The organism is Streptomyces sp. NPDC093089, from assembly GCF_044754405.1.
Lineage (GTDB): Bacteria > Actinomycetota > Actinomycetes > Streptomycetales > Streptomycetaceae > Streptomyces.
In genome coordinates this window covers 388,216-413,597 of record NZ_JBIVPA010000005.1, presented here as the reverse complement: position 1 = coordinate 413,597, position 25,382 = coordinate 388,216, and the positions used below count along the sequence as shown (strand labels likewise).

General features: G+C 71.3%; 24 protein-coding genes. 8 read left to right on the top strand and 16 right to left on the bottom strand.

The window, feature by feature from the left end; translation table 11 throughout:
- Positions 1–4 precede the first annotated feature (4 nt).
- From ACIQFX_RS14545 to ACIQFX_RS14530, 4 genes are all read right to left on the bottom strand, one after another.
- Positions 5–322: a bifunctional 3-phenylpropionate/cinnamic acid dioxygenase ferredoxin subunit gene (locus ACIQFX_RS14545; RefSeq protein ID WP_017238624.1), complete on the bottom strand. Its 318-nt coding sequence runs from the start codon at positions 320–322 to the stop codon at positions 5–7.
- Entirely contained in the window at positions 322–1,503 is a 1,182-nt protein-coding gene (gene sufD / locus ACIQFX_RS14540; RefSeq protein ID WP_402462503.1) for a Fe-S cluster assembly protein SufD, read from the bottom strand. Before sufD ends, ACIQFX_RS14545 begins: the two co-directional genes overlap by 1 nt.
- A 63-nt stretch (positions 1,504–1,566) precedes the next feature.
- The gene (gene sufB / locus ACIQFX_RS14535; protein WP_017238626.1) at positions 1,567–2,982 is read right to left on the bottom strand and encodes a Fe-S cluster assembly protein SufB; all 1,416 of its coding nucleotides are present in this window, start codon (positions 2,980–2,982) and stop codon (positions 1,567–1,569) included.
- A complete protein-coding gene (locus ACIQFX_RS14530) occupies positions 2,979–3,704 on the bottom strand; it encodes a helix-turn-helix transcriptional regulator (RefSeq protein WP_402462500.1) in 726 nt (241 codons plus the stop codon). The genes sufB and ACIQFX_RS14530 overlap by 4 nt, the downstream gene beginning before the upstream one ends.
- Before the next feature lie 386 nt (positions 3,705–4,090).
- On the opposite strand from ACIQFX_RS14530, the gene ACIQFX_RS14525 reads away from it, so the two are divergent.
- From ACIQFX_RS14525 to ACIQFX_RS14515, 3 genes are all read left to right on the top strand, one after another.
- Positions 4,091–5,041, top strand: coding sequence for an ABC transporter ATP-binding protein (locus ACIQFX_RS14525; RefSeq protein WP_402462497.1), 951 nt, complete (start codon positions 4,091–4,093; stop codon positions 5,039–5,041).
- On the top strand, positions 5,038–5,802 hold the full coding sequence (locus ACIQFX_RS14520; RefSeq protein WP_402462494.1) for an ABC transporter permease: 765 nt from the start codon (positions 5,038–5,040) through the stop codon (positions 5,800–5,802). Before ACIQFX_RS14525 ends, ACIQFX_RS14520 begins: the two co-directional genes overlap by 4 nt.
- A 64-nt stretch (positions 5,803–5,866) precedes the next feature.
- Positions 5,867–6,835, top strand: coding sequence for a heme A synthase (locus ACIQFX_RS14515; protein WP_402462862.1), 969 nt, complete (start codon positions 5,867–5,869; stop codon positions 6,833–6,835).
- 55 nt (positions 6,836–6,890) lie between these two features.
- Here the strand turns inward: ACIQFX_RS14515 and ACIQFX_RS14510 are convergent, their stop codons facing one another.
- The 4 genes from ACIQFX_RS14510 to ACIQFX_RS14495 all read right to left on the bottom strand — a co-directional run bounded on the left by ACIQFX_RS14510 (position 6,891) and on the right by ACIQFX_RS14495 (position 10,410).
- Positions 6,891–7,811: an immunity 49 family protein gene (locus ACIQFX_RS14510; protein ID WP_402462491.1), complete on the bottom strand. Its 921-nt coding sequence runs from the start codon at positions 7,809–7,811 to the stop codon at positions 6,891–6,893.
- A gap of 42 nt (positions 7,812–7,853) precedes the next feature.
- A complete protein-coding gene (locus ACIQFX_RS14505) occupies positions 7,854–8,966 on the bottom strand; it encodes an amidohydrolase (protein ID WP_402462488.1) in 1,113 nt (370 codons plus the stop codon).
- A gap of 70 nt (positions 8,967–9,036) precedes the next feature.
- Positions 9,037–9,357 (bottom strand): hypothetical protein, encoded by a 321-nt coding sequence (locus tag ACIQFX_RS14500; protein WP_376480553.1) that lies wholly within the window; start codon positions 9,355–9,357, stop codon positions 9,037–9,039.
- A 105-nt stretch (positions 9,358–9,462) separates the two neighbouring features.
- A complete protein-coding gene (locus ACIQFX_RS14495) occupies positions 9,463–10,410 on the bottom strand; it encodes a heme o synthase (protein WP_402462484.1) in 948 nt (315 codons plus the stop codon).
- Positions 10,411–10,724: 314 nt separating this feature from the next.
- Here ACIQFX_RS14495 and tkt point away from each other — a divergent pair, with 314 nt between their 5' ends.
- From tkt to pgl, 5 genes are read left to right on the top strand one after another with little or no spacing between them, the layout of a single operon-like run.
- Positions 10,725–12,812, top strand: a complete 2,088-nt coding sequence (gene tkt, locus ACIQFX_RS14490) for a transketolase (RefSeq protein ID WP_402462481.1) — start codon at positions 10,725–10,727, stop codon at positions 12,810–12,812.
- Positions 12,813–12,848: 36 nt separating this feature from the next.
- Positions 12,849–13,967, top strand: coding sequence for a transaldolase (tal, locus tag ACIQFX_RS14485; protein WP_402462478.1), 1,119 nt, complete (start codon positions 12,849–12,851; stop codon positions 13,965–13,967).
- Positions 13,968–13,972: 5 nt separating this feature from the next.
- The gene (gene zwf / locus ACIQFX_RS14480) at positions 13,973–15,505 is read left to right on the top strand and encodes a glucose-6-phosphate dehydrogenase (protein WP_402462475.1); all 1,533 of its coding nucleotides are present in this window, start codon (positions 13,973–13,975) and stop codon (positions 15,503–15,505) included.
- Positions 15,502–16,545, top strand: coding sequence for a glucose-6-phosphate dehydrogenase assembly protein OpcA (gene opcA, locus ACIQFX_RS14475; RefSeq protein ID WP_402462472.1), 1,044 nt, complete (start codon positions 15,502–15,504; stop codon positions 16,543–16,545). The genes zwf and opcA overlap by 4 nt, the downstream gene beginning before the upstream one ends.
- Positions 16,542–17,312, top strand: a complete 771-nt coding sequence (gene pgl / locus ACIQFX_RS14470; RefSeq protein ID WP_402462469.1) for a 6-phosphogluconolactonase — start codon at positions 16,542–16,544, stop codon at positions 17,310–17,312. The genes opcA and pgl overlap by 4 nt, the downstream gene beginning before the upstream one ends.
- Before the next feature lie 72 nt (positions 17,313–17,384).
- Here the strand turns inward: pgl and ACIQFX_RS14465 are convergent, their stop codons facing one another.
- The 8 genes from ACIQFX_RS14465 to ACIQFX_RS14430 all read right to left on the bottom strand — a co-directional run bounded on the left by ACIQFX_RS14465 (position 17,385) and on the right by ACIQFX_RS14430 (position 25,306).
- Entirely contained in the window at positions 17,385–18,488 is a 1,104-nt protein-coding gene (locus ACIQFX_RS14465; protein WP_402462466.1) for an acyltransferase family protein, read from the bottom strand.
- A 74-nt stretch (positions 18,489–18,562) separates the two neighbouring features.
- On the bottom strand, positions 18,563–20,086 hold the full coding sequence (locus ACIQFX_RS14460) for a PH domain-containing protein (RefSeq protein WP_402462859.1): 1,524 nt from the start codon (positions 20,084–20,086) through the stop codon (positions 18,563–18,565).
- A gap of 155 nt (positions 20,087–20,241) precedes the next feature.
- A complete protein-coding gene (locus ACIQFX_RS14455; RefSeq protein ID WP_402462463.1) occupies positions 20,242–20,742 on the bottom strand; it encodes a PH domain-containing protein in 501 nt (166 codons plus the stop codon).
- Positions 20,743–20,746: 4 nt separating this feature from the next.
- On the bottom strand, positions 20,747–22,411 hold the full coding sequence (gene pgi, locus ACIQFX_RS14450; protein ID WP_402462460.1) for a glucose-6-phosphate isomerase: 1,665 nt from the start codon (positions 22,409–22,411) through the stop codon (positions 20,747–20,749).
- A 159-nt stretch (positions 22,412–22,570) separates the two neighbouring features.
- Entirely contained in the window at positions 22,571–22,906 is a 336-nt protein-coding gene (locus tag ACIQFX_RS14445) for an RNA polymerase-binding protein RbpA (protein WP_329856510.1), read from the bottom strand.
- 77 nt (positions 22,907–22,983) lie between these two features.
- Positions 22,984–23,214, bottom strand: coding sequence for a preprotein translocase subunit SecG (secG, locus tag ACIQFX_RS14440; RefSeq protein WP_030205174.1), 231 nt, complete (start codon positions 23,212–23,214; stop codon positions 22,984–22,986).
- A 97-nt stretch (positions 23,215–23,311) separates the two neighbouring features.
- The gene (tpiA, locus tag ACIQFX_RS14435) at positions 23,312–24,088 is read right to left on the bottom strand and encodes a triose-phosphate isomerase (RefSeq protein ID WP_402462457.1); all 777 of its coding nucleotides are present in this window, start codon (positions 24,086–24,088) and stop codon (positions 23,312–23,314) included.
- Positions 24,089–24,094: 6 nt separating this feature from the next.
- Positions 24,095–25,306 carry a phosphoglycerate kinase gene (locus ACIQFX_RS14430; RefSeq protein WP_402462454.1) on the bottom strand — a complete coding sequence of 404 codons (1,212 nt, stop codon included), beginning with the start codon at positions 25,304–25,306 and terminating at the stop codon, positions 24,095–24,097.
- Positions 25,307–25,382: the final 76 nt, after the last annotated feature.

Sequence of the window (25,382 nt, the reverse complement as noted above, 5' to 3'; positions counted from 1 at the left end):
TGACTCAGGACTCCTGGGTGACGGAGACGAGCACATCGTCCCCTTCGATCTGTACGGGGTATACGGGGACGGGGCGCGTCGCGGGAAGGCCGGAGGGCTTGCCGGTGCGCAGGTCGAAGCTGGACCCGTGCAGCCAGCACTCGATGGCGCAGTCCTCCACCTCGCCCTCCGAGAGGGAGACGTTCGCGTGCGAGCAGATGTCGTTGATCGCGAACACCTCGCCCTCGGTGTGCACGAGGGAGATCGGCGTGCCGTCGACCTCGACCCGCTTCGGGGTGTCGGCCTCCAGCTCGCTCAGCGCGCAGACTCGGACGAAGGCCATCAGACGGAGGCCTCCAGCTCGGCCTCGATCTTGGCGATCAGGCGCTCCTGTACGTCGGGCAGGCCGATCTGCTGGACCAGCTCGGCGAAGAAGCCGCGGACGACGAGGCGGCGGGCCTCGGCCTCCGGGATGCCGCGGGCCATCAGGTAGAAGAGCTGCTCGTCGTCGAAGCGGCCGGTGGCCGAGGCGTGACCGGCGCCGGCGATCTCGCCGGTCTCGATCTCCAGGTTCGGCACGGAGTCGACCCGGGCACCGTCCGTGAGGACCAGGTTCCGGTTGAGCTCGTACGTGTCGGTGCCCTCGGCGGCGGCCTGGATGAGCACGTCGCCGATCCAGACGGCGTGCGCGTCCTGGCCCTGCAGCGCGCCCTTGTAGGCCACGTTGGACTTGCAGTGCGGGGTGTTGTGGTCGACCAGGAGGCGGTGCTCCTGGTGCTGGCCCGCGTCGGTGAAGTACAGACCGAAGAGCTCGGCCTCGCCGCCCGGAGCCGCGTAGGAGACGCGCGGGTGGATGCGGACGACGTCGCCGCCGAAGGTGACGACGACCGACTTGAAGGAGGCGTCGCGGCCGACCAGCGCGTTGTGCTGGGCGACGTGGACGGCGTTCTCGTCCCAGTCCTGGACGGAGACGACCGTGAGCTTCGCGCCGTCGCCGAGGACGTAGTCGACGTTGGCGGCGAGGACGGCGTCACCGGTGTGGTCGATGACCACGACGGCCTCGGCGAAGGCGCCGAGCTCGATCACCTGGTGGCCGAAGGCGACCCCGCCGACGCCGTGCACCGAGATGCGGATCGGCTCGGTGAGGACGGCCTCCTTGGCGACGGTGACGACCGAGGCCTTCTCGAAGGACGTGTACGCCTGGGCGGCGACGCGGTCGACGGGCGTGCCGGCCTTGCCGAGCCGCTCGTCGTCGCGGCCGACGGTCTCCACGGTGACGCCCTCGGGGGCCTCGATCTCGACCTTGACGCCCTCGCCGGAGGCGGCCGCGGTGCCGTCGTGGAGGCCGCGCAGGCGCGCCAGCGGCGTGAAGCGCCACTCCTCCTCACGGCCGTGCGGGACGGGGAAGTCCGCGACGTCGAAGGACGGGGGCGCGCTCATGCGCGTGGCGACGGTGGACTCTGCGGCCACCGCGATCGAGCCCGCGGTGGTGGAGCCCGCGGGGATGTTCTGAGCCTCAGCCATGGCTGTCGTGTTGCTCTCTTCCTGCGTAAAAGAAATCAGTCGCTGCGTGGGTGGGGCGGGCTGCTAGCCGACCGCGCCTTCCATCTGCAGCTCGATCAGCCGGTTGAGCTCCAGGGCGTATTCCATCGGCAGCTCCTTGGCGATGGGCTCGACGAAGCCTCGAACGATCATCGCCATCGCCTCGAACTCGGTGAGGCCGCGGCTCATGAGGTAGAAGAGCTGGTCCTCGGAGACCTTGGAGACGGTGGCCTCGTGGCCCATGGAGACGTCGTCCTCGCGCACGTCCACGTAGGGGTACGTGTCGGAGCGGGAGATGGTGTCGACGAGCAGCGCGTCGCAGAGCACGTTGGACTTGGCGCCGGGGGCACCCTCGCCGATCTCGATGAGACCGCGGTAGGAGGTGCGGCCGCCGCCTCGCGCCACCGACTTGGAGACGATGTTGGAGGAGGTGTTCGGGGCCATGTGGACCATCTTGGCGCCGGCGTCCTGGTGCTGGCCCTCGCCCGCGAAGGCGATGGAGAGGGTCTCGCCCTTGGCGTGCTCGCCCATCAGGTAGACGGCCGGGTACTTCATGGTGACCTTGGAGCCGATGTTGCCGTCGACCCACTCCATGGTGGCGCCCTCGTAGGCGACGGCGCGCTTGGTCACCAGGTTGTAGACGTTGTTCGACCAGTTCTGGATGGTCGTGTAGCGGCAGCGGCCGCCCTTCTTGACGATGATCTCGACCACGGCGCTGTGCAGCGAGTCCGAGGAGTAGATCGGGGCGGTGCAGCCCTCGACGTAGTGGACGTAGGCGTCCTCGTCGACGATGATCAGCGTCCGCTCGAACTGGCCCATGTTCTCCGTGTTGATGCGGAAGTAGGCCTGGAGCGGGATCTCGACGTGCACGCCCTTCGGCACGTAGATGAACGAGCCGCCGGACCAGACGGCGGTGTTCAGGGAGGCGAACTTGTTGTCGCCGACCGGGATGACGGTGCCGAAGTACTCGCGGAAGAGCTCCTCGTGCTCCTTCAGCGCGGTGTCGGTGTCGACGAAGATGACGCCCTGCTCCTCCAGGTCCTCGCGGATCTGGTGGTAGACGACCTCGGACTCGTACTGGGCCGCGACACCGGCGACGAGGCGCTGCTTCTCCGCCTCGGGGATGCCGAGCTTGTCGTACGTGTTCTTGATGTCCTCCGGCAGGTCCTCCCAGGACTCGGCCTGCTTCTCGGTGGACCGCACGAAGTACTTGATGTTGTCGAAGTCGATGCCGGAGAGGTCGGAGCCCCAGGTCGGCATGGGCTTCTTGTCGAAGAGGCGCAGACCCTTGAGACGGAGCTTCAGCATCCACTCGGGCTCGTTCTTCTTCGAGGAGATGTCGCGGACGACGTCCTCGTTGAGTCCACGCTTGGCGGTGGCACCGGCCGCGTCGGAGTCGGCCCAGCCGTACTCGTACCGACCCAGGCCCTCAAGCTCGGGGTGGCTGATCTCGGTGGTCATGCGGGGTTCCTCCCGGCCGTGCTGACAGATGCTGATGAAGTGGTCTGCGGGGCGCCGTGCGGGATGAACGTGGTGCAGACGCCGTCACCATGCGCGATGGTGGCCAGACGCTGGACGTGCGTTCCCAGGAGGCGGGAGAAGAATTCCGTCTCCGCCTCACACAGCTGGGGATACTGCTCGGCGACGTGGGCGACCGGGCAGTGGTGCTGGCAGAGCTGCTCGCCGACCGGCGCGTTCCGCGCAGTGGCAGCGTACCCGTCCGCCGTCAAGGCCTTGGCCAGCGCCTCGGTCCGCTGCGCGGGCTCGGCCGACTCGACGGCCTCGCGGTAGGCGCCCGCCTGGGCCTCGATCCGGTCCCGGGCGAAGGCCGCGACGGCCGCCTCCCCTCCGGCGTTGCGCTCGATCCAGCGGAGCGCCTCGACGGCGAGGGAGTCGTACGACTGGTCGAAGGCGTCGCGGCCGCCGTCGGTGAGCGCGAAGACCTTCGCCGGGCGGCCGCGGGCGCGGGTCCCGTAGACGCGCTTCTCCCGGGCTTCGACGACGCCCTCGGCGACCAGCGAGTCGAGGTGGCGGCGAACGGCGGCCTGGGTGAGGCGGAGCCGTTCGGCCAGGTCGGCGACGGTCGAGGGACCGTGGTCCAGGATCGACCGCGCGACCCGGTTGCGCGTCGAACGCTCTCGGGTCGCGAGTTCCTCCACCGGAGCCGCGCCAACGTTTTTCACAACGCCATTGTTGCGTAATTAATCAGCGACTGACAAGCCGCGCCGAAACCGACGACGGTGCCATACATCACTCAGGTAAGGCTTACCTGACCTGCGAAAACGATCATTCGTGGGATGAATCACGGCCGTCCCGACCAGCGGTTTCCCAGCCGCCCGCCGGCCCGGCCGGCACGGCCACCGACCGGCCCGCCCCGCTCATCAGACGGCGGAAGGAGGCCGCGTCGCGGACCGCCTCGACGCCCGGATCGTTGTTGAAGCAGACGTACGCGTCGGCCCCCTCCGGCCGGCTCCCGGCGATCCGCCCGGCCCACCCCTCCAGCGCCCGGCCCCGCCCCGGGCCGGGGGCGCGGCCCGGGGCGTACCGGCGGGTCCTTAGACTTCCCGGCATGCACGGGAAGCCCGCACCGAGTGAATACGCCGACGCCGCCGTCCGCGTCCGCGGCCTGGTCAAGCGGTACGGCGCCAAGACCGCCGTCGACGGCCTCGACCTCGACGTGCGCACGGGCACCGTCACCGCCGTCCTCGGCCCCAACGGGGCCGGCAAGACCACCACCGTCGAGACCTGTGAGGGATACCGCAGGCCCGACGGCGGCACCGTCCGCGTCCTGGGCCTCGACCCGGTCGCCGACGCCGCCGCCCTGCGCCCCAGAATCGGCGTGATGCTCCAGTCCGGCGGCGTCTACTCCGGCGCCCGCGCCGACGAGATGCTCCGCCACATGGCGAAGCTCCACGCCCACCCGCTGGACGTCGACGCGCTGATCGAGCGGCTCGGCCTCGGCTCCTGCGGCCGTACGACCTACCGGCGGCTCTCCGGCGGCCAGCAGCAGCGCCTCGCGCTCGCCATGGCCGTCGTCGGCCGCCCCGAGCTCGTCTTCCTCGACGAGCCCACCGCCGGGCTCGACCCGCAGGCCCGGCGCGCCACCTGGGAGCTGGTCCGCGAGCTGCGCGCCGACGGCGTGACCGTGGTCCTCACCACCCACTTCATGCAGGAGGCCGAGGAACTCGCCGACGACGTCGCCATCGTCGACGCCGGCCGGGTCGCGGCCCAGGGCAGCCCCGAGCAGCTGTGCCGCGGCGGCGCCGAGAACACCCTGCGCTTCACCGGCCGCCCCGGGCTCGACCTCGGCTCGCTCCTCAAGGCCCTGCCGGACGGCACCGCCGCCGCGGAGCCCCTCCCCGGCACCTACCGGATCACCGGCGACGTCGACCCCCAGCTGCTCGCCACGGTCACCAGCTGGTGCGCCCAGCACGGCGTCATGCCCGACGGCATCTCCGTCGAGCGCCACACCCTCGAAGACGTCTTCCTCGAACTGACCGGCAAGGAGCTGCGCTCGTGAGCACCGGGACCTACTCCCCCGAGCCGGGGGCCGCCCCAGTCGGGCGGATGATCTCCGCGCAGACCTCCCTGGAGACCAGGATGCTGCTGCGCAACGGCGAGCAGCTGCTGCTGACCGTGATCATCCCCTCGCTGCTCCTGGTGCTCTTCTCCACCGTCGACATCGTCGACACCGGCTCCGACAAGGCCGTCGACTTCCTCGCCCCCGGCGTCCTCGCGCTCGCGGTGCTGTCGACCGCGTTCACCGGCCAGGCGATCGCCACCGGCTTCGAGCGGCGGTACGGGGTGCTCAAGCGGCTCGGCGCCTCACCGCTCCCCCGCTGGGCTCTGATGACCGCCAAGACGCTCGCCGTCCTCGTCACCGAGGTGCTCCAGGTCGCACTCCTCACCGCGATCGCCCTGGCGCTGGGCTGGTCGCCGCACGGGAACCCCCTGTCGGTCCTGCTGCTCCTGCTCCTGGGCACGGCCGCCTTCTCGGGCCTCGGCCTGCTGATGGCGGGCACGCTCAAGGCGGAGGCGACGCTGGCCGCCGCCAACCTGGTCTTCCTGCTGCTCCTGGTGGGCGGCGGGATCATCGTGCCGCTGGACAGGTTCGGTGCCGCGGGCGACGTGCTCGCGCTGCTCCCGATCTCCGCGCTCTCGGACGGTCTGCGCGACGTCCTCCAGCACGGGGCCTCGATGCCGTGGGGCGACGCGCTGATCCTGGCCGTCTGGGGGGTCCTGGGCCTCGGCGCGGCGGCGAGGTTCTTCCGCTGGGAGTAACCGTAAGGTTCCGTTCCGCCATATACGCCCCCCTCGTGAAAGCGCGCACAAGCGCCGCCCTACGATAGGGCCCGTGCTGACCCCCCTCGCCTCCATCGCCCGGCGCTGGACGCCGTCCCCCCGGACGCTCCGGCGCGCCGCCCTCTCCGCCGTCGCGATGAGCGTCCTCATCATCGTCACGGGTGGCGCGGTCCGGCTGACCGGTTCCGGTCTCGGCTGCGACACCTGGCCGAAGTGCACCGACGACAGCCTCATCGTGACGCCCGAGCAGGGCTACCGCGGCGTCATCGAGTTCGGCAACCGGATGCTGACGTACGTCCTGTCGGCGGCCGTCGGCTGGGCGATCGTCGCCGCCCGGTCCACCAAGCCGTGGCGCCGGAACCTGACCCGCTGGGCCTGGGCGCAGTTCTGGATCGTGATGAGCAACGCCGTGATCGGCGGCATCACGGTGTGGATGGGCCTCAACCCGTGGACGGTGGCCGGCCACTTCCTGGCCGCGAACTCGCTGCTCACCGTGGCGGTCATCACCTGGCACCGGGCCGGCGAGGGCGACACCGCCCCCCGGCCCCGCGTGCCGCGCCCGGTCCGCAAGCTGTCCTGGGCGATCACGATCACCGCGGGCCTGCTGATCGTGCTCGGCACGACAGTCACCGGCGCCGGCAAGCACGCCGGCGACAGCAGCGACGTCCCGCGCATGCCGTGGGACTGGACGGACGCCGCCCACGTCCACGCGATCGCCGCCTGGGTCGTCTGCGCGCTGGCGCTCGCCATGTGGCTGGTGCTGCGCATGGTGGACGCCCCGGACGACACCCGGGCCCGCGCCCGCGACCTGCTGATCGTGCTGCTCGCCCAGGGCGCCATCGGCTACGTCCAGTACTTCACCGGCGTCCCCGAGCTGCTCGTCGCCGTCCACATGCTCGGCTCCTCGCTGATGTGGATCGCGGTGGTGCGGCTCGCCCTGAGCCTGCGCGAGCGCCCGGTCCCCGCCCCGGACATCCCGGCACAGGCCGACTCCGCGCTCGCGAGCGCCTGAGAACACCCCGGACCGCCCGGACCCCGCCCCACCGGCGGGAGTCCGGGCGGTCCGGCTATGCGGACACCGGCGCGCGGAGCAGCGCCCCCGGCAGGTAGCCGGAGCGGACGGTCGACTCCCAGCCGTGCGCCAGGTGGGCGAGGGCGGCCAGGGCGACGGTCCCCACCGGCAGCAGGCTCCTCGGCGCGGGATCGGCGCCGACGCCCTCCCGGTGCGCGTCGAGCCGCTCCACGAGGGCCCGGTCGAAGGCCTCGCGGTCGTCGTCGAGCAGGACGCGCAGCAGCCGCTGGTCCGGGCTCAGCTCCCCGGCCGCGTCGAGTCGCGCCGCCGCGGCCGCCAGCTCCTCCGTGCCGGGCCGGCGCACCGGTACGTCGCCGGGCACGGCGCCGGGCACCGGGCCGTGCTCGATCGTCAGGTAGGCGCAGAGGGCGTCCATCTCGGCGAGGTCCGCGGGCTCCGAGACCGAGTCGAAGCGCGAGTACGGCACGCCGGAGCGGATCGCGGGCGCGTAGTCCTCGTGGAGCAGCGGTCCGATCACCCGTCGGCGCTCCCAGGCGAGCCCGCTGATCAGGCAGAGCGCGAAGGCGTCCACCCAGGTCCGCGCGGTGGGTACCCGGTGCCCCGGGTCCCAGTCCTCGTCGAAGAGCTGGTCGTCGCTGCTCAGGGTCTCGTCGACAAGGGGCAGCGGGACGTCCCAGTCCCCTTCGGGGAAGCAGCCGAGGCCCAGGACGCCGAGCGCGCACTCGGCGGCGGTGAGCAGCGCCGCGCGGGACGGGTCGGCGGCGAGGTCGGGGTCCTCCAGGGTGCGGGCCCCGACGTGGTCGAGGAGTTCGTCGCGGGTCTCCCGGAGGCCGGTCTGCGACATGCCGCCGCCGTACCGGAGGTCGTGCCAGCGGCCGAAGGTCCGGCTCCTGATGCCGTCGAGCGCCTGCTCGATCCTCGCCCCGTCGACCTCGTGCACGGTCGTCTCTCCCACGGCTGCCGCCTCCCCCATGATCGTTTCCATCTGCTCCGCACGTTACCAACGGGGACTGACAGCGGGTCCCAGCCGGTAGACGCGGCGGGCGTTGTCCGCGGCGATCATGCCGGCGACGCGCCGGGCGTCCGTACGGGACCAGGCGCCGTCGGCGACCCACTCGCCGAGCACCCGGGAGAGCGCGGAGCGGAAGGCGCTCGCGGCGACCACGTGGAGTTCGGGCAGCGCGTGCGCGCCGCTGGAGAAGAGCAGCTTGCCGAACGGCGCCCGTTCCAGGACCTCGGCGAGCACGACCGCCGCCCTGGCCCCGGTGTGGGCGAGGACGGGGCCGAGGTCCGTGTACACGTGCGCGTGGACGCCGGTCAGCCGCGCCGCCTCGCGGTGGTACGGGTACGCGTGGAGCAGCACGAGGTCGGCGCCGAGCCCCGTGGTGGCGGCGGCGAAGCCGTCGACGACGGACGGGTCGCGCTCCCCGGCGTGCAGCTGGAGGGGGCGCCCGGTGGCGACGGCGATCCAGAGGAGGTGGCGCAGCAGGACGGGGTCGGCGAGGCGGTCGCCGGCGGCGCGTCCGGCCAGCCAGCGGCCGGCGGCGGCGCGTACCTCGCCGGGGCCCGGCGCCTCGGGCGTGTGCGCGAGCCCTCGGCGCACGCCCGTCCCGGAGGCGAAGGCCACGGCGTGGGCGGCGGCGCCGTGGACGGCTTCGGAGAGGTGGGCGAGGAAGGCCTCGACGGTGCCCGAGGTGTCGGCGATCCGTTCGGCGAGGGGTTCGAGGCGGACGATCTCATGGGCCTCGGCGGCGCCGGCGGCGGCGATCTCGGCCGGTCCCGTGAGGTCGCCGGGGCGCCCGGTGTCGACCAGGTAGGTGGTGATCCCGGAGGCGCGCAGGAGCCGGCGGCCCGCTTCGGCGGCGCCGAGTTCACGGCGCCGGGCGAGGTAGCGGGCGGGCGGGCAGTGCGGTTCGAGGCCGAGCAGCGGCGGGCACCAGCGGCGTACGGCGAACCCGGTCTGGGTGTCGAAGAAGGTGGTGCCGGCGGCGGGCAGCGCGGCGGTGCCGCCGAGGTGGGCGCCGAGCCGGGCCTCGAAGGTGCCGAGGCCGAGCTCGGTGCGGAGCACCCCGTGGCAGTACTGGTCGACCAGGCTCGGCGTGTCGATCATCTCGGGGGGCTCCCTGTGTGGACGTGTCTCCACACGTCCTAACGGGTGAGCCCCGCGCGAGGTTGTCGCCTCAGCTGTTGGAGGGTCCGCCGATCTGGATGCCGGCCATCCGGGTCCACTCGTACGGGCCGGTGGCGACCTTGGCGGCGAACTCGCCGTCGAACTCCTCGTGGAGGGTCAGGCCGGCCTTCTCGGCGGCCTGTCGCGCGACCTCGTAGGTCGGCGCCACCAGGTCGCCCCAGCCGCCGTCGGTGCCGACGAGGACGATCCGGGTACCGGCCTGGCCGATGTGCGCGAGGTGGCCCTCGGAGCCGCCGTGCTCCTTGGAGAAGGCCTGGATCTCCTTGGCGAGCTTGGCCGCCTTGCGCTCTGCCTGCTTCGTTTCTGCCATGACAGGGATGCTACCGAGGGGTAGATCCAGTGGCGACGGCCGGGCCACGTGGCCTATCCCACGTGACCCGGCCGCCGGCCGGACATCTCAAACGAGCGGAGCGCGCTAGCGCAGGAACGGGTCCACCGCGACCGCCACGAAGAGCAGCGAGACGTAGGTGATGGACCAGTGGAAGAGGCGCATCTCCTTGAGCTTGGCGCCGGTGGCGCCGTTCTTGGCGCGGTTGAGCAGGGCGTGCGCCTCCCAGAGCCACCAGCCGCCGGTGAGCAGCGCCACGGCGGTGTAGAACCAGCCCGTGTAGCCCAGCGGGGTGAGCAGCAGCGAGACGGCGACCATGACCCAGCTGTAGAGCACGATCTGCTTGGCGACGACCTTGTTGGAGGCGAGCACCGGAAGCATGGGCACGCCCGCGCGTGCGTAGTCGTCCTTCACCTTCATCGACAGCGGCCAGTAGTGCGGCGGCGTCCAGAAGAAGATGACGAGGAAGAGGATGACCGCGGCCCACGACATCGAGTTCGTGACGGCCGACCAGCCGATGAGGACCGGCAGGCAGCCCGCGATGCCGCCCCAGACGATGTTCTGGGTGGTGCGCCGCTTCAGGATCATCGTGTAGACCACGACGTAGAAGAGGAGCGCGCCCAGCGACAGCGCGGCGGAGAGCCAGTTGACGAGCAGGCCGAACCAGAGCGTGGAGACCACCGCGAGAGTGAGGCCGAAGACCAGGCCCTCGCGGGGCGTGAGCACGCCGGTGACCAGCGGCCGCTGGGAGGTCCGGTCCATCAGGGCGTCGATGTCGCGGTCGATGTACATGTTCAGCGCGTTCGCGCCGCCCGCCGACAGATAGCCGCCGAAGCAGGTGGCGAGCACCAGCCACAGGTCCGGCACGCCCTGCTCGGCGAGGAACATCACCGGGACGGTGGTGATGAGCAGAAGCTCGATGATCCGCGGCTTGGTCAGCGCCACGAATGCCTTGACGCGGGCCCCGAACGGCCGATGGCCCCCCGGGCTGGGAGTCAAGACGACCCCTGCGGGTCGGGACTCGACGGCCGTCACGCACACCCCTGACAGAGAAATTCCCAGCAAGCTCCCCGGATGAAGGCGGGGTGAAGCTTGCGCGTACCACGCCACTGTAGACGTTGCCCAGACGCCGATCTTCGCGGGGGTGGGGTCGTGTTGGAGGGGTACGTCCCAAGGGGTGGACGCCGTTCGGGAGGCGAAGTCCCACACCCGGCGGCAGTCTTGCTGTGTCCGCTCATTTGAGGGGTGCGCGCACGAAAAGAGGGGCGTTCCGGCGGGGGTAGGCTCGACAACGCCGGTACACCCTCAGTCACCGGCCCAAGACATGTGGAGAGGAGCCCTGACCCAGGGTGAGCACTAAGCCGACCACCACAGACCTCGAGTGGACCGAGTTGGACCAGCGGGCCGTCGACACCGCCCGCATCCTGGCCGCGGACGCCGTACAGAAGGTCGGCAACGGCCATCCCGGTACGGCGATGAGCCTGGCGCCCGCCGCGTACACCCTCTTCCAGAAGGTGATGCGGCACGACCCGGCCGACCCCGAGTGGGTCGGGCGCGACCGGTTCGTCCTCTCCGCGGGCCACTCGTCCCTGACCCTGTACACCCAGCTCTACCTGGGTGGCTTCGGTCTTGAGCTGGACGACCTGAAGACCTTCCGCACCTGGGGCTCGAAGACCCCCGGTCACCCGGAGTACGGCCACACCGCCGGCGTCGAGACCACCACGGGCCCGCTGGGCCAGGGTGTCGCCAACGCCGTGGGCATGGCGATGGCCGCCCGCTACGAGCGCGGCCTGTTCGACCCGGAGGCCGCCGCCGGCACCTCCCCGTTCGACCACCGGATCTACGTGATCGCCGGTGACGGCTGCCTCCAGGAGGGCATCTCCGCGGAGGCGTCCTCGCTGGCAGGCCACCAGAAGCTGGGCAACCTGATCCTGCTGTGGGACGACAACCACATCTCGATCGAGGGCGACACCGAGACGGCCGTGTCCGAGGACACGATGAAGCGGTACGAGGCGTACGGCTGGCACGTCCAGCGCGTCGAGCCGCAGGCCAACGGCGACCTGGACCCGGCCGCGCTGTACGCGGCGGTCAAGGCCGCCGAGGCCGAGACCGAGCGCCCGTCGTTCATCGCGATGCGCTCGATCATCGCCTGGCCCGCCCCGAACGCGCAGAACACCGAGGCCGCGCACGGCTCGGCGCTCGGCGACGAGGAGATCGCGGCCACCAAGCGCGTCCTCGGCTTCGACCCGGAGCAGACCTTCGAGGTCACCGACGAGGTCATCGCGCACACCCGTTCGCTCGGTGACCGCGGCCGCGAGGCCCGCGCCGCCTGGGACAAGTCGCTCGCCGAGTGGCGTACGGCCAACCCGGAGCGCGCCGCCGAGTTCGACCGCATCGAGGCCAACGAGCTGCCGGCCGGCTGGGCCGAGAAGCTCCCGGTCTTCGAGCCGGGCAAGGGCGTCGCCACCCGTGCCGCCTCGGGCCAGGTCCTCAAGGCGCTCGGCGCGGTCATCCCGGAGCTGTGGGGCGGCTCGGCCGACCTCGCCGGCTCGAACAACACGACGATCGACAAGGACTCGTCGTTCCTGCCCGAGGGCAACCCGCTGCCGGAGGCCGACAAGTACGGCCGCACGATCCACTTCGGCATCCGCGAGCACTCCATGGCCGCGGAGATGAACGGCATCGCGCTGCACGGCAACACGCGCATCTACGGCGGCACCTTCCTGGTGTTCTCCGACTACATGCGCAACGCCGTGCGCCTGTCCGCGCTGATGCACCTGCCCGTGACGTACGTCTGGACCCACGACTCGATCGGTCTGGGCGAGGACGGCCCGACGCACCAGCCGGTGGAGCACCTGGCCTCGCTGCGCGCGATCCCGGGTCTGAACGTGGTCCGTCCGGCCGACGCCAACGAGACGGCGATCGCCTGGCGCGAGATCATGCAGCGCCACACCAAGGTCTTCGGCAAGGGCGCCCCGCACGGCCTCGCGCTCACCCGTCAGGGCGTGCCGACGTACGCGCCGAACGAGGACACCGTCAAGGGCGGCTACGTGCTCTTCGAGGCCGAAGGCGGCGACGCCCAGGTCGTGCTGATCGGCACGGGCTCCGAGGTGCACCTGGCCGTCGAGGCCCGCGAGCAGCTCCAGGCCGCCGGCGTCCCGACCCGGGTGGTCTCGATGCCGTCCGTGGAGTGGTTCGAGGAGCAGGACCAGGCGTACAAGGACTCGGTCCTGCCGCCGTCGGTCAAGGCCCGGGTCGCCGTCGAGGCGGGCATCGGTCTCACCTGGCACAAGTACGTCGGCGACGCCGGCCGGATCGTCTCCCTGGAGCACTTCGGTGCCTCGGCGGACGCGAAGGTCCTCTTCCGCGAGTTCGGGTTCACGCCCGAGGCCATCGTCGCCGCGGCCCGGGAATCGATCGACGCCGCCGCGCGCTGACGCCCATACGTACGACTTAATGGAGATGCAACTCTCATGACAGACGCTCTCAAGCGCCTCTCCGACGAAGGCGTCGCGATCTGGCTGGACGACCTCTCGCGCAAGCGGATCACGTCCGGCAACCTGGCCGAGCTCATCGACCAGAGCCACGTGGTCGGTGTGACCACGAACCCGTCGATCTTCCAGAAGGCCATCTCGTCCGGTGACGGCTACGAGCAGCAGCTCGCCGACCTCGCCGCCCGCAAGGTGACCGTCGACGAGGCCATCCGCATGATCACGACGGCGGACGTCCGCGACGCCGCCGACATCCTGCGGCCCGTCTTCGACGCGACCGACGGCCAGGACGGCCGGGTCTCCATCGAGGTCGACCCCCGTCTCGCCCACGAGACGACCGCCACCGTCGCCGAGGCCAAGCAGCTGGCCTGGCTGGTGGACCGGCCCAACACGCTCATCAAGATCCCGGCCACCAAGGCGGGCCTGCCGGCGATCACCGAGGTCATCGGCCTCGGCATCAGCGTCAACGTGACGCTGATCTTCTCGCTGGAGCGCTACCGCGCGGTCATGGACGCCTACCTGGCGGGTCTGGAGAAGGCCCGCGAGCGCGGCCTCGACCTCTCCAAGATCCACTCGGTGGCCTCCTTCTTCGTGTCCCGCGTGGACTCGGAGATCGACAAGCGCCTGGACGGCATCGGCACGGACGAGGCCAAGTCGCTCAAGGGCAAGGCCGCGCTGGCCAACGCCCGCCTGGCGTACGAGGCGTACGAGGAGGTCTTCTCCTCGGAGCGCTGGGCCGCCCTCGACAAGGCGCAGGCCAACAAGCAGCGTCCGCTGTGGGCCTCGACCGGCGTCAAGGACCCGGCGTACAAGGACACCCTGTACGTCGTGGACCTGGTCGCCCCCGGCACCGTCAACACCATGCCGGAAGCCACCCTGGAGGCCACCGCCGACCACGGCGAGGTCACCGGTGACACCATCCGCGGCACCTACGAGCAGTCCCGCACCGAGCTGGCCGCCGTCGAGAAGCTGGGCATCAGCTACGACGACGTCGTCCAGCTCCTGGAGGACGAGGGCGTCGAGAAGTTCGAGGCGTCCTGGAACGACCTGCTCAAGTCCACCGAGGCGGAGCTCCAGCGCCTCGCACCTTCGGAGGCGTAAGCACTTTGAGCGCAGTCCACGGAGCCAACCCGCTCCGTGACGCCGCAGACCGACGGCTCCCGCGCATCGCGGGGCCGTCGGGCCTGGTGATCTTCGGCGTCACGGGCGATTTGTCCCGTAAGAAGCTGATGCCCGCCGTCTACGACCTGGCCAACCGCGGCCTGCTGCCGCCGGGCTTCTCGCTCATCGGCTTCGCCCGGCGCGAGTGGCAGGACGAGGACTTCGCGCAGGAGGTCCACGACGCGGTCAAGCAGCACGCCCGCACCCCGTTCCGCGAGGAGGTGTGGCAGCAGCTCATCCAGGGCATGCGGTTCGTCCAGGGCGACTTCGACGACGACGACGCCTTCGAGCAGCTCAAGGCCACCATCGAGGAGCTCGACAAGGCACAGGGCACCGGGGGCAACTTCGCCTTCTACCTGTCCGTGCCGCCGAAGTTCTTCCCCCTGGTCGTGCAGCAGCTCAAGAAGCACGGCCTGGCGGACCAGAAGAACGGCTCCTGGCGCCGCGCGGTCATCGAGAAGCCCTTCGGCCACGACCTGGTCTCCGCCAAGGAGCTCAACGAGGTCGTCCACGAGGTCTTCCCGCCCGAGGCGGTCTTCCGGATCGACCACTACCTCGGCAAGGAGACCGTCCAGAACATCCTGGCGCTCCGCTTCGCCAACACCATCTTCGAGCCGCTCTGGAACCGGTCGTACGTCGACCACGTGCAGATCACCATGGCCGAGGACATCGGCATCGGCGGCCGGGCCGGGTACTACGACGGCATCGGCGCCGCCCGTGACGTCATCCAGAACCACCTGCTCCAGCTGCTCGCGCTGACCGCGATGGAGGAGCCCGCCTCCTTCGACGCCGACGCGCTCGCCGCCGAGAAGACCAAGGTCCTCGGCGCGGTGAAGCTGCCCAAGGACCTGGGCGCGTCCACGGTCCGCGGCCAGTACGCGGCCGGGTGGCAGGGCGGCGCGAAGGCCGTCGGCTACCTCCAGGAAGACGGCATCGACCCCCAGTCGAAGACCGACACCTACGCGGCCATCAAGCTGGAGATCGACAACCGCCGCTGGGCGGGCGTCCCCTTCTACCTGCGCACCGGCAAGCGCCTGGGCCGCCGCGTCACGGAGATCGCGGTCGTGTTCCAGCGCGCCCCGCACTCGATCTTCGACCACACCGCGACCGAGGAGCTCGGCCGCAACGCCATCGTCATCCGCGTCCAGCCGGACGAGGGCGTGACGATGCGGTTCGGCTCCAAGGTGCCCGGCACCCAGATGGAGATCCGGGACGTGTCCATGGACTTCGCGTACGGCGAGTCCTTCACGGAGTCCAGCCCCGAGGCGTACGAGCGGCTCATCCTCGACGTCCTGCTCGGCGACTCGAACCTCTTCCCGAGGGTCGAGGAGGTCGAGCTGTCGTGGAAGATCCTCGACCCGATCGAGCAGTTCTGGGACAAGCACGGCAAGCCCGCGCAGTACCAGTCCGGGACCTGGGGTCCGGTCGAGGCGGACGAGATGCTCGCACGAGACGGCAGGAGCTGGCGCCGGCCATGAAGACCGACCTGACGGACACCACGTCCTCCAAGATCAACAAGGCGCTGGTGCTCGGGCGGCGGGCGATCGGCACGCCGGCCGTCGGCATGGTGCTCACCCTCGTGATCGTCACCGACGAGGAGAACGCCTACGACGCCCTCAAGGCGGCCAACGACGCGTCCCGCGAGCACCCCTCGCGGACGCTCGTCGTCATCAAGCGGGTCTCGCGCTCCCCGCGGGACCGTGCCAAGGCGCGGCTCGACGCCGAGGTCCGCCTCGGCGCCGACGCCAGCACCGGCGAGACGGTGGTGCTCCGGCTGTACGGCGAGGTCGTCGACCACGCCCAGTCGGTGGTCCTGCCGCTGCTCCTCCCGGACGCCCCCGTCGTCGTCTGGTGGCCGGTGAACGCGCCGACCGACCCGGCGAACGACCCGCTGGGCGCCCTCGCCCAGCGCCGGGTGACCGACACGTACGCCGCCGAGCAGCCCATCCAGGAGCTGTCCGCGCGCGCGGACCGGTACACCCCGGGCGACACGGACCTCTCGTGGACCCGGATCACCCCGTGGCGCTCGATGCTGGCCGCCGCGCTCGACCAGGTCGCGTGCCAGGTCACCTCCGCCGAGGTGGAGGGCGAGGAGTTCAACCCCAGCGTCGAACTGCTCGCGATGTGGCTCGCGGAGCGGCTGAAGGTGCCGGTGCGGCGCTCGAAGTCGACGGGCCCCGGCCTGACCTCCGTCCGCATGGAGACCAGCACGGGACCGATCGTCCTCGACCGGCCGGACGGCTCGCTGGCGACGCTCTCCATCCAGGGGCAGCCGGACCGTGCCGTGGCGCTCAAGCGCCGCGAGACGGCCGAGCTGATCGCGGAGGAGCTGCGCCGGCTCGACCCGGACGACACGTACGCGACGGCGCTCAAGTACGGTCTCGAGCGTCTCGCCGAGGAGGCGGCGATCGTCGCTCCCGCGGAGGAGGCCCCCGCGGCCGAGGCCGTCGTGACCCCCGAGCCGGCCGCCAAGCCCGCCCCGAAGAAGGCCACGGCCAAGAAGGCGGCGGCCAAGTGAGCACCCCTCAGCTGGTCGTCCACCGCGACAAGGAGCTGATGGCGCAGGCCGCCGCGGCCCGGCTGATCACCCGGATCGTGGACGCCCAGGCCACCCGCGGCTCGGCCTCGGTCGTGCTGACCGGCGGCCGCAACGGCAACGGCCTGCTCGCGGCGCTCGGTTCGGCGCCCGCGCGGGACGCCGTCGACTGGTCGCGGCTCGACCTGTGGTGGGGCGACGAGCGCTTCCTGCCCGAGGGCGACCCCGAGCGGAACGTCACCCAGGCGCGTGAGGCACTGCTCGACCGGGTGCCGCTCGACCCGGCACGGGTGCACGCCATGCCCGCCTCGGACGGCCCCTACGGCGACGTCGACACCGCCGCGGCCGCCTACGCGGAGGAGCTGGCCGCCGCCGCGGAGCACGGCGCGGTGCCGGACTTCGACGTGCTGATGCTGGGCGTCGGCCCGGACACGCACGTGGCCTCGCTCTTCCCCGAGCTGCCGGCCGTTCGTGAGACCGAGCGGACGGTGGTCGGCGTGCACGGCGCGCCCAAGCCCCCGCCGCTCCGCGTCTCCCTGACCCTCCCGGCCATCCGCGCCGCCAAGGAGGTCTGGCTGCTCGCGGCCGGCGAGGACAAGGCGAAGGCCGCGGCCATCGCGCTCTCCGGCGCGGGCGAGGTCCAAGCCCCCGCCGCCGGCGCCCGCGGCCGCTCCCGCACCCTCTGGCTCCTCGACACGGCCGCCGCCTCCGAACTCCCCCGAAGCCTGTACCCCCCCGCTTCGGCCTGAGGCACCACCACGAAGGCCCGGTTCACCCCTCGGTGAACCGGGCCTTCGTCGTTCACACGGCTCGCCGCGCGGTCAGCGGCGCCGGCGGAGCGTCAGGCGCGTCTTCCCCAGGACCAGTCGGCGTCCGGGCTCCTCCACGTACGTGTAGAGGAGGGCCGCCAGCGCGAGGGAGGCGGCGAAGGCCAGTCCGACGAGGCCGAACGCCGGCAGCGTGTCGAGCTTGGGCTTGTCGCCCACCCACAGCCGCAGGGAGTGCATCACCAGCAGGTGGATCATGTAGAAGGCGAACGACCACTCACCCAGCTTCACGAGCGCCGGGCGGCGCCACATCGAGGGTTCACCCTTGACGTCGGCGACGGCGCCGGCCGCGATCAGGAGGGTGAGGCCGACGAGCGCGGTCCAGTACTGGTCGCCGGCCACGAGCGGGACGGCGAAGTAGCCGATCAGCGTCAGGGCGACGGCGCCTTCGAGGCCGGGCCCGCGCCACCTGCCGAGCTGGACGAGCCTCGCCACCGCGATGCCGAGGACGAACTCGGGGAGCCGGGCGGGCGGGAAGCTGTAGAGGTAGTAGTCGTCCGGCTGGAAGGCGACGGAGAGGACGCACAGCACCGCCACCGCGGTCAGGACCTTCGGCCCCACGCGGCGCAGCACCGCGTAAAGCAAGGGGAAGCAGGCGTAGAAGAACGCCTCGCAGACCAGGGACCAGCTGACCGGGTTGGCCGCCTGCCACCACTCGTACTTCCAGGAGCTCACCAGGAACAGGTTCGCCGCGATCGCCTCGGGTGCGGTCCGCTCGCCGTCCCTCAGCCAGGGGAGCACGGTGAAGGCGAGGACGAGGGCGAGGACCGCGGTGAGCACGTGGATCGGATAGATGCGGGCGAGCCGCCGCCGGAAGAAGGAGAAGAACCGATCCTTCGGACGGGCCGACCAGGTCAGCACGAACCCGGAGAGGACGAAGAAGAACATGACCCCGACGCTGCCCGAACGGGTGGCCCAGGCCACCACCTTCTCGTCCGCGGGTCCGTAATATCCGAACTTGTACGTGTGGAACGCGAAGACCAGGAACGCCGCGGCCCAGCGCATGCCCGTGAGCGAGGGCAGCATGCCGCCCGCGCGTCCGGCCGGAGGGGCGGTCGGTGCTTCGGGCAGCGGCGCCTCGCGTATGAGCGTCGGCAAGGAAGGGCTCCGTTCGACCGTGGTCCGGCAGGAGCCCGGCACACCGCGGTCGGGCCCCGAATCAGCCGCACATATTACGGTGCACCGGTCGCACGTTCGATACCGGCTTCCCTTTCGCCCGGCACGGGCTCCAGGAACGGGGCGAGGAGGTCGGGTACGGCCGTGGTGGCGAAGGTGAGGGCTTCGGAGGCGTCGGCGTCGGGGATGGCGTAGGCGCCGGAGCCGGCGGCGGTGGTGGCGGTGAGGGTGAGGACGCCGGCCCTGCGCTGGAAGTAGGTCTGCCGGACGGTCCAGCCGATGACGCCGGAGCGCTGGAGGGCGACGGTGGCGCGGCGGAGGGTGCCGGACCGGGTGACGAGGTAGGCGCCGCTGATGCCGTGTCCGAGGCCGCGGTAGGCGTCGAGGGCGAAGAGGACGGCGAGCGGGGTGAGGACGACGGCGCAGCCCCCGGCCACGTAGAGCAGGACCGGGGTGAGGAGGAGGCCGAGGAGGGCGAGGAGCGCGGCGAGCGGGAGGACGCTCCACAGGGCCCAGCGCACGCGCCGGGTGCGGGCGGCCCGGGGGTGGGCGGTCAGGGGTGCCCCGGTGGGCGGCTCGGGCTCGCGCAGGACGAGGGCGGCGACCCGGTCGGCGGTGGCCCGGTCGACGGCCGGGAGCAGGTTCTTGAGGTCGGCGTGCCGGTCGCCGTCGTCCTGGGCGAGGCCGGTGGCGACGGCATCGAGGCGGGCGGCCCCGCACAGCCGGACGCCGAGCGGCTGGACCAGTTCGATCCCGCGCAGCCGCCGCTCCTCCAGGGAGACCGAGCGGGCGGTGAAGAGGCCGCGGGAGACCCGGAGGGTGCCGCCCGGTTCGCGCTCCAGGCGGTAGTTCCACCACATCTCCACCCAGAGGCCGAGGGCCCCGACGGCTCCGGTGACGGTGGCGAGGAGCACCAGGTCGACGATCACCCAGGGGAGGGAGACGCCCTGGAATCGGTCCCCTATCCAGTGGATGACCTTCCCCTGCGCGCCGAACCACTCGCTGACCTGGAGGACGGCTCCGACGGCGGCGCCGCCGAGCGCGGGGGCGAGGAAGGAGACGGGTGCGTAGCGGATCCAGCTCGGGTCGAGGGTGGCCAGGGCGTTGTCGTCGTCCGGGCCCCCGGCGGGCCCGGCGGCCCGGGCGAGCAGTTCGCGCCGGAGCCGTTCGCCCTCGGCCCGGGTGACCAGGTCGAGTGCGAGGGTCGACTCGCCGCCGGCGCTGTGCTCGCCGGTGCCGACGCGGACCTTGACGAGGCCGAAGACGCGCTGGACGGGGTTGGCGCTCAGGTCGGCGCTGCGGACGCGTTCGCGGGCCAGCGAGCGGCGCTGCACGACGAGCAGCCCGGTGTGGAGCTCGACCCGCTCGGTGCCGACGCGGTAGCGGGTGCGGCGGAAACGGACCGTCTCGGTGACGAGGGCGGCGGCGAGGACGAGCGCGACCCCGGTGGCGACCCAGGCGAAGGCCTGCCACAGCGGGCGGTCGCCGGCCAGGCCGAAGGCGACGGGCAGTGCGGCGCCGGCGAGGACGCCGGCGAGGAGGACGACCCGGACGAGGACGGTACGGGGATGCAGGCGCAGCCACTCCGCCTCGGCGCCGCCGGCCTCCTCCGCGCCCGCCGCCTCCCCCGTATCGACGACCGCCTCCCCCGTGCCCGCGTCCTCGGCGTCCACCGCCCTCTCCGTCCCTGCTGCTTCCCCCGTGCCCGCCGCCTCCTCCGTGCCCGCCGTCTCGTTCACGTGGCGTCCCCGGGGGTCGCCCGGGTGATGAGGGTGAGCCGCTCGGCGAGTCCGGCGGCCAGCTCGTGGTCGAGGCCCTCGATGCGGATCGCGCCCTTGGCGGAGGCGGTGGTCACGGTGACCGTGGCGAGCTCGAAGTACTGCTCCAGCGGTCCGCGTACGGTCTCGACGGTCTGGATCCGGGACATCGGAGCGATCCGCCACTCCTGCCGGAAGGCCCCCGTGCGGACGTAGACGGCGTCGTCGGTGACCTCCCAGCGGTGGACCCGGAACCACCAGGCGGGGAGGAACGCGGTGCAGGCGAGGCCCAGGGCCGCCACGACCCCGGCCGCGAGCAGCAGCCAGGACCGGGCGGACCCGATGAGCACGCCGAGGACGGCGAGCACCACGACCGGCATGGCGGTGGTGATCAGGAGCTGCCACCGCCACCAGGCGACGGCCCGCTCGTCCACGGCGTTCCTGGGCGGCCGGAGCCGCACCGCGCCCTCCCCCGTCATGCGGTCAGCCCCGGTCGCGCAGCGAGCGGTAGGCGGTGACGAGTCCGGCGGTCGAGCTGTCGAGGTGCTCGCCGCCCTCCCCGTCGGTCAGGACCGGCTCGATCCGCTTGGCGAGGACCTTGCCGAGTTCGACGCCCCACTGGTCGAAGGAGTCGATGTTCCAGACGGCGCCCTGGACGAAGACCTTGTGCTCGTAGAGCGCGATCAGCTGGCCGAGGACGGACGGGGTGAGCGCGTCGGCGAGGATCGTGGTGGTGGGGTGGTTGCCCCGGAAGGTCTTGTGCGGGACGAGCTCCTCGGGGACGCCCTCGGCGCGCACCTCCTCGGGCGTCTTGCCGAAGGCGAGCGCCTGGGTCTGGGCGAAGAAGTTGGCCATGAGCAGGTCGTGCTGGGCGACGAGGCCGGGCAGCAGGTCGGCCACGGGCCGGGCGAAGCCGATGAAGTCGGCCGGGATCGTCTTGGTGCCCTGGTGGATCAACTGGTAGTAGGCGTGCTGCCCGTTGGTGCCCGGGGTGCCCCAGACGACGGGTCCGGTCTGCCAGTCGACCGGCTTGCCCTCGCGGTCCACGGACTTGCCGTTGGACTCCATGTCGAGCTGCTGGAGGTAGGCGGTGAACTTGGACAGGTAGTGCGAGTACGGCAGGACGGCGTGCGACTGGGCGTCGAAGAAGGCGCCGTACCAGACGCCGAGGAGGCCGAGGAGGAGCGGCGCGTTCTCCTCGGGAGGGGCGGTGCGGAAGTGCTCGTCGACGAGGTGGAAGCCGTCGAGCATCTCCCGGAAGTGCTCCGGGCCGATGGCGATCATCAGGGAGAGGCCGATGGCGGAGTCGTAGGAGTAGCGGCCGCCGACCCAGTCCCAGAACTCGAACATGTTCGTGGTGTCGATGCCGAACTCCTCGACCTTCTCGGCGTTGGTCGAGAGGGCGACGAAGTGCTTGGCGACGGCCTCCTGGCCGGCGCCGAGGCCGCCGAGCAGCCAGTCGCGGGCGGAGGTGGCGTTGGTGATCGTCTCGATGGTGGTGAAGGTCTTCGAGGCGACGATGAACAGCGTCTCGGCCGGGTCGAGGTCGCGGACGGCCTCGTGGAGGTCGGCGCCGTCGACGTTCGAGACGAAACGGAACGTCAGGTCCCGCTGGGTGAAGGACCGCAGGACCTCGTAGGCCATCGCCGGTCCGAGGTCGGATCCGCCGATGCCGATGTTGACGACGTTCTTGATCGGCTTGCCGGTGTGGCCGGTCCACGTGCCCGCGCGGACCGTGTCGGCGAAGGCTCCCATCTTGTCGAGGACGGCGTGCACGCCCGGGACGACGTTCTCCCCGTCGACCTCGATCACGGCCCCGCGGGGGGCGCGCAGCGCGGTGTGGAGGACCGCCCGGTCCTCGGTGGTGTTGATCTTCTCGCCGCGGAACATGGCGTCGCGGAGTTCGGCGACGCCGGTGGCGGCGGCCAGTTCGCGCAGCAGGGTCAGCGTCTCGCCGGTGACGAGGTGCTTGGAGTAGTCCAGGTAGAGGTCGCCGACCCGCAGGGTGTGGTCGGTGCCGCGCGTCGGCTCGGCGGCGAACAGCTCGCGCAGATGGGTCTCGCCCAGCTGCTCACGGTGCTTGCCGAGGGCCGCCCACTCGGGCAGCCGGTTGAGCCTGGTACGGCCTTCGGTAGTCATCTCGGACATCGCCCACTTCTTCTCGTACTGCTTGTCTGCCCCGCTGCACCCCCAAACCTAATTGATCAGAGGGACGGGTGACGCGAAGGCGGGCGCGAACGGCGAAAGGGCCCCGTCCGCGAATCGAGTTCGCGGGCGGGGCCCTTTCGTCACATTGTCACACCACGCTCAGATCTCGCCGCGCAGTTTGGCGAGCGCCTCGGCGAGGATCGCCTCGCCGTCGGCGTCGCTGCGCCGCTCACGCACATAGGCGAGATGAGTCTTGTACGGCTCCGTGCGCGGCGGGTCCGGCGGGTTGTCCCGGTCCTGACCTGCCGGGAAGCCGCAGCGCGGGCAGTCCCAGGTGTCCGGGATCGCCGCGTCGCTGGCGAAGCTCGGCTGCGTCTCGTGCCCGTTCGAGCACCAGAACGAGATGCGGGCGCGCGGCGCAGATTCGCCTCGCTCGGCCTCGCCCATCGGCCCCGCTCCGACCCGGCTCCCCCGGATCGCGTTGCCACTTGCCACGGTCGTAACTCCCTGCGTGATGGTGCTCGAAGATGCCCCAGTCTACGTAAGGCCCAACGCGCGTCCAGTGATTGGAGTTACCCGTCCAACTTCATCAGCAGACCGAGTACGACAATGCAGGCGAACCAGAGCAGACCGACCACAACGGTGATCCGGTCCAGGTTGCGCTCGGCGACCGAGGAGCCGCCGACGGAGGACTGCATACCGCCACCGAACATGTCGGAGAGGCCGCCACCCTTCCCCTTGTGCATCAGCACGAGCAGCATCAGCAGCGCGCTGAAGACGATCAGGGCGATCGAGAACCCCATAACCACGGCTGGACCAACTTCCTCGGACTTATACGGACGGGGGCCGGACACCTGCCCGACCCCCGCAAGGGTACGACGTAACTCCGCTACCGCATACTCACTGGTCGCGGAAGCGAACGATCTTGACGAACTCGTCGGCGTCCAGCGCCGCGCCGCCCACCAGGGCGCCGTCGACGTCAGGCTGCGCCATGATCGCGGCGACGTTCCCGGACTTGACCGAGCCGCCGTACTGGATGCGGACCTTGTCGGCCAGCTCCTGCGAGTACAGCTCCGCGAGACGGCCGCGGATCGCCCCGCAGACCTCCTGGGCGTCCTCGGGGGTGGCGACCTCGCCGGTGCCGATGGCCCACACCGGCTCGTACGCGATCACGATGGTCTCGGCCTGCTCGGCCGGGACGTCCTTCAGGCCGCCGTCGAGCTGGGCGAGGGTGTACTCGACCTGCTGGCCGGCCTTGCGGATGTCCAGGCCCTCGCCGACGCAGAGGATCGGGGTCACGCCGTGGCTGAAGGCGGCCTTCACCTTGGCGTTGCAGACCTCGTCGTTCTCGGCGTGGTACTGGCGGCGCTCGGAGTGGCCGACGGCCACGTAGGCGCACTTCAGCTTGGACAGCATCAGGCCGGAGATCTCGCCGGTGTAGGCACCGGAGTCGTGCGCCGAGATGTCCTGGGCGCCGTACTTGATCTTCAGCTTGTCGCCGTCGACCAGGGTCTGGACGGACCGCAGGTCGGTGAAGGGGACCAGGACCGCGACCTCGCAGGCGTCGTAGTCCTTCTCGGTCAGGGCGAAGGCGAGCTTCTGGACGTGGGCGATGGCCTCGAGGTGGTTGAGGTTCATCTTCCAGTTGCCCGCCATCAGCGGGGTGCGCGTGCTCATAAGGGGTCAGCCCTCCAGTGCGGCGAGGCCGGGAAGCGTCTTGCCCTCGAGGTACTCGAGGGAGGCGCCGCCGCCGGTCGAAATGTGGCCGAATGCGTTCTCGTCGAAGCCCAGGATGCGGACGGCGGCGGCGGAGTCGCCACCACCGACGACCGTGAAGGCCGGGGAGTCGACGAGCGCCTGGGCGACGGCCTTGGTGCCCTCGGCGTAGTCGGGGTGCTCGAAGACGCCCATCGGACCGTTCCAGAAGACGGTGCTGGCGTCGGCGAGCTTCGAGGCGTAGAGCTTACGGGTCTCCGGACCGATGTCCAGGCCCTCCTCGTCCGCCGGGATGGCGTCCGCGGCGACCGTGGTCGGGTTGGCCGGAGCCTTGGTCTTCAGGTCGGGGAACTCGGCCGAGACCAGGACGTCGACGGGGAGGACGAACTCCACGCCGCGCTCCTTGGCGCGCTTCAGGTAGTCGAGGACCGCCGGGATCTGGTCCTCCTGGAGCAGCGAGATGCCGACCTCGTGGCCCTGGGCCTTGAGGAAGGTGTACGCCATGCCGCCGCCGATGAGGATGCGGTCGGCCTTCTCCAGGAGGTGGTCGATCACGCCGAGCTTGTCGGAGACCTTGGCGCCGCCGAGCGCGACCACGTACGGCCGCTGGACGTCCTCGGTGAGCTTCCTCAGGACGCCGACCTCGGTGGCGATGAGGTAGCCCGCGGCGTGCGGCAGCTTGCCCGGCAGGTCGTACACCGAGGCGTGCTTGCGGTGCACGGCGCCGAAGCCGTCGCCGACGTACACGTCGGCGAGCGCGGCCAGCTGGTCCGCGAACGCGCCGCGCTCGGCGTCGTCCTTCGAGGTCTCGCCGGCGTTGAACCGCAGGTTCTCGATGACGGCGACCCCGCCGTCGGCGAGGCCCGCGACGGTGGCGGTGGCGGACTCGCCGACCGTGTCGGTCGCGAAGGCCACGTCGGCGCCGAGCAGCTCGCCGAGGCGCGCGGCGGCCGGGGCGAGGGAGAACGCCGGGTCCGGGGCGCCCTTGGGCCGGCCGAGGTGCGAGGCGACCACGACGCGGGCGCCGGCATCGGCGAGCGCCTTGACCGTGGGGACGACGGCGCGGATGCGGCCGTCGTCGGTGATGGTGGTGCCGTCGAGCGGCACGTTGAGGTCGGCGCGGACGAACACCCGCTTGCCGGAGACGCCTTCGGCGAGAAGCTCGTCGATCGTCTTCATCTGTCACAGACTCCTTGGTACGCGGTGGAGCACACAAACAGGGCTCGCACAGCGCGGCGTTGCGCTGCCCGAGCCC

Excerpts from the sequence above, each read along its gene's own strand:
- ACIQFX_RS14455 (WP_402462463.1), bottom strand. The coding sequence starts at position 20,742 with ATGACGGGGGAGGGCGCGGTGCGGCTCCGGCCGCCCAGGAACGCCGTG.
- tal (WP_402462478.1), top strand. The coding sequence starts at position 12,849 with ATGACAGACGCTCTCAAGCGCCTCTCCGACGAAGGCGTCGCGATCTGG.
- sufD (WP_402462503.1), bottom strand. The coding sequence starts at position 1,503 with ATGGCTGAGGCTCAGAACATCCCCGCGGGCTCCACCACCGCGGGCTCG.
- opcA (WP_402462472.1), top strand. The coding sequence starts at position 15,502 with ATGAAGACCGACCTGACGGACACCACGTCCTCCAAGATCAACAAGGCG.
- ACIQFX_RS14500 (WP_376480553.1), bottom strand. The coding sequence starts at position 9,357 with ATGGCAGAAACGAAGCAGGCAGAGCGCAAGGCGGCCAAGCTCGCCAAG.
- ACIQFX_RS14430 (WP_402462454.1), bottom strand. The coding sequence starts at position 25,306 with ATGAAGACGATCGACGAGCTTCTCGCCGAAGGCGTCTCCGGCAAGCGG.
- ACIQFX_RS14545 (WP_017238624.1), bottom strand. The coding sequence starts at position 322 with ATGGCCTTCGTCCGAGTCTGCGCGCTGAGCGAGCTGGAGGCCGACACC.
- tpiA (WP_402462457.1), bottom strand. The coding sequence starts at position 24,088 with ATGAGCACGCGCACCCCGCTGATGGCGGGCAACTGGAAGATGAACCTC.
- secG (WP_030205174.1), bottom strand. The coding sequence starts at position 23,214 with ATGGGGTTCTCGATCGCCCTGATCGTCTTCAGCGCGCTGCTGATGCTG.
- sufB (WP_017238626.1), bottom strand. The coding sequence starts at position 2,982 with ATGACCACCGAGATCAGCCACCCCGAGCTTGAGGGCCTGGGTCGGTAC.
- pgi (WP_402462460.1), bottom strand. The coding sequence starts at position 22,411 with ATGTCCGAGATGACTACCGAAGGCCGTACCAGGCTCAACCGGCTGCCC.
- ACIQFX_RS14525 (WP_402462497.1), top strand. The coding sequence starts at position 4,091 with ATGCACGGGAAGCCCGCACCGAGTGAATACGCCGACGCCGCCGTCCGC.
- ACIQFX_RS14505 (WP_402462488.1), bottom strand. The coding sequence starts at position 8,966 with ATGATCGACACGCCGAGCCTGGTCGACCAGTACTGCCACGGGGTGCTC.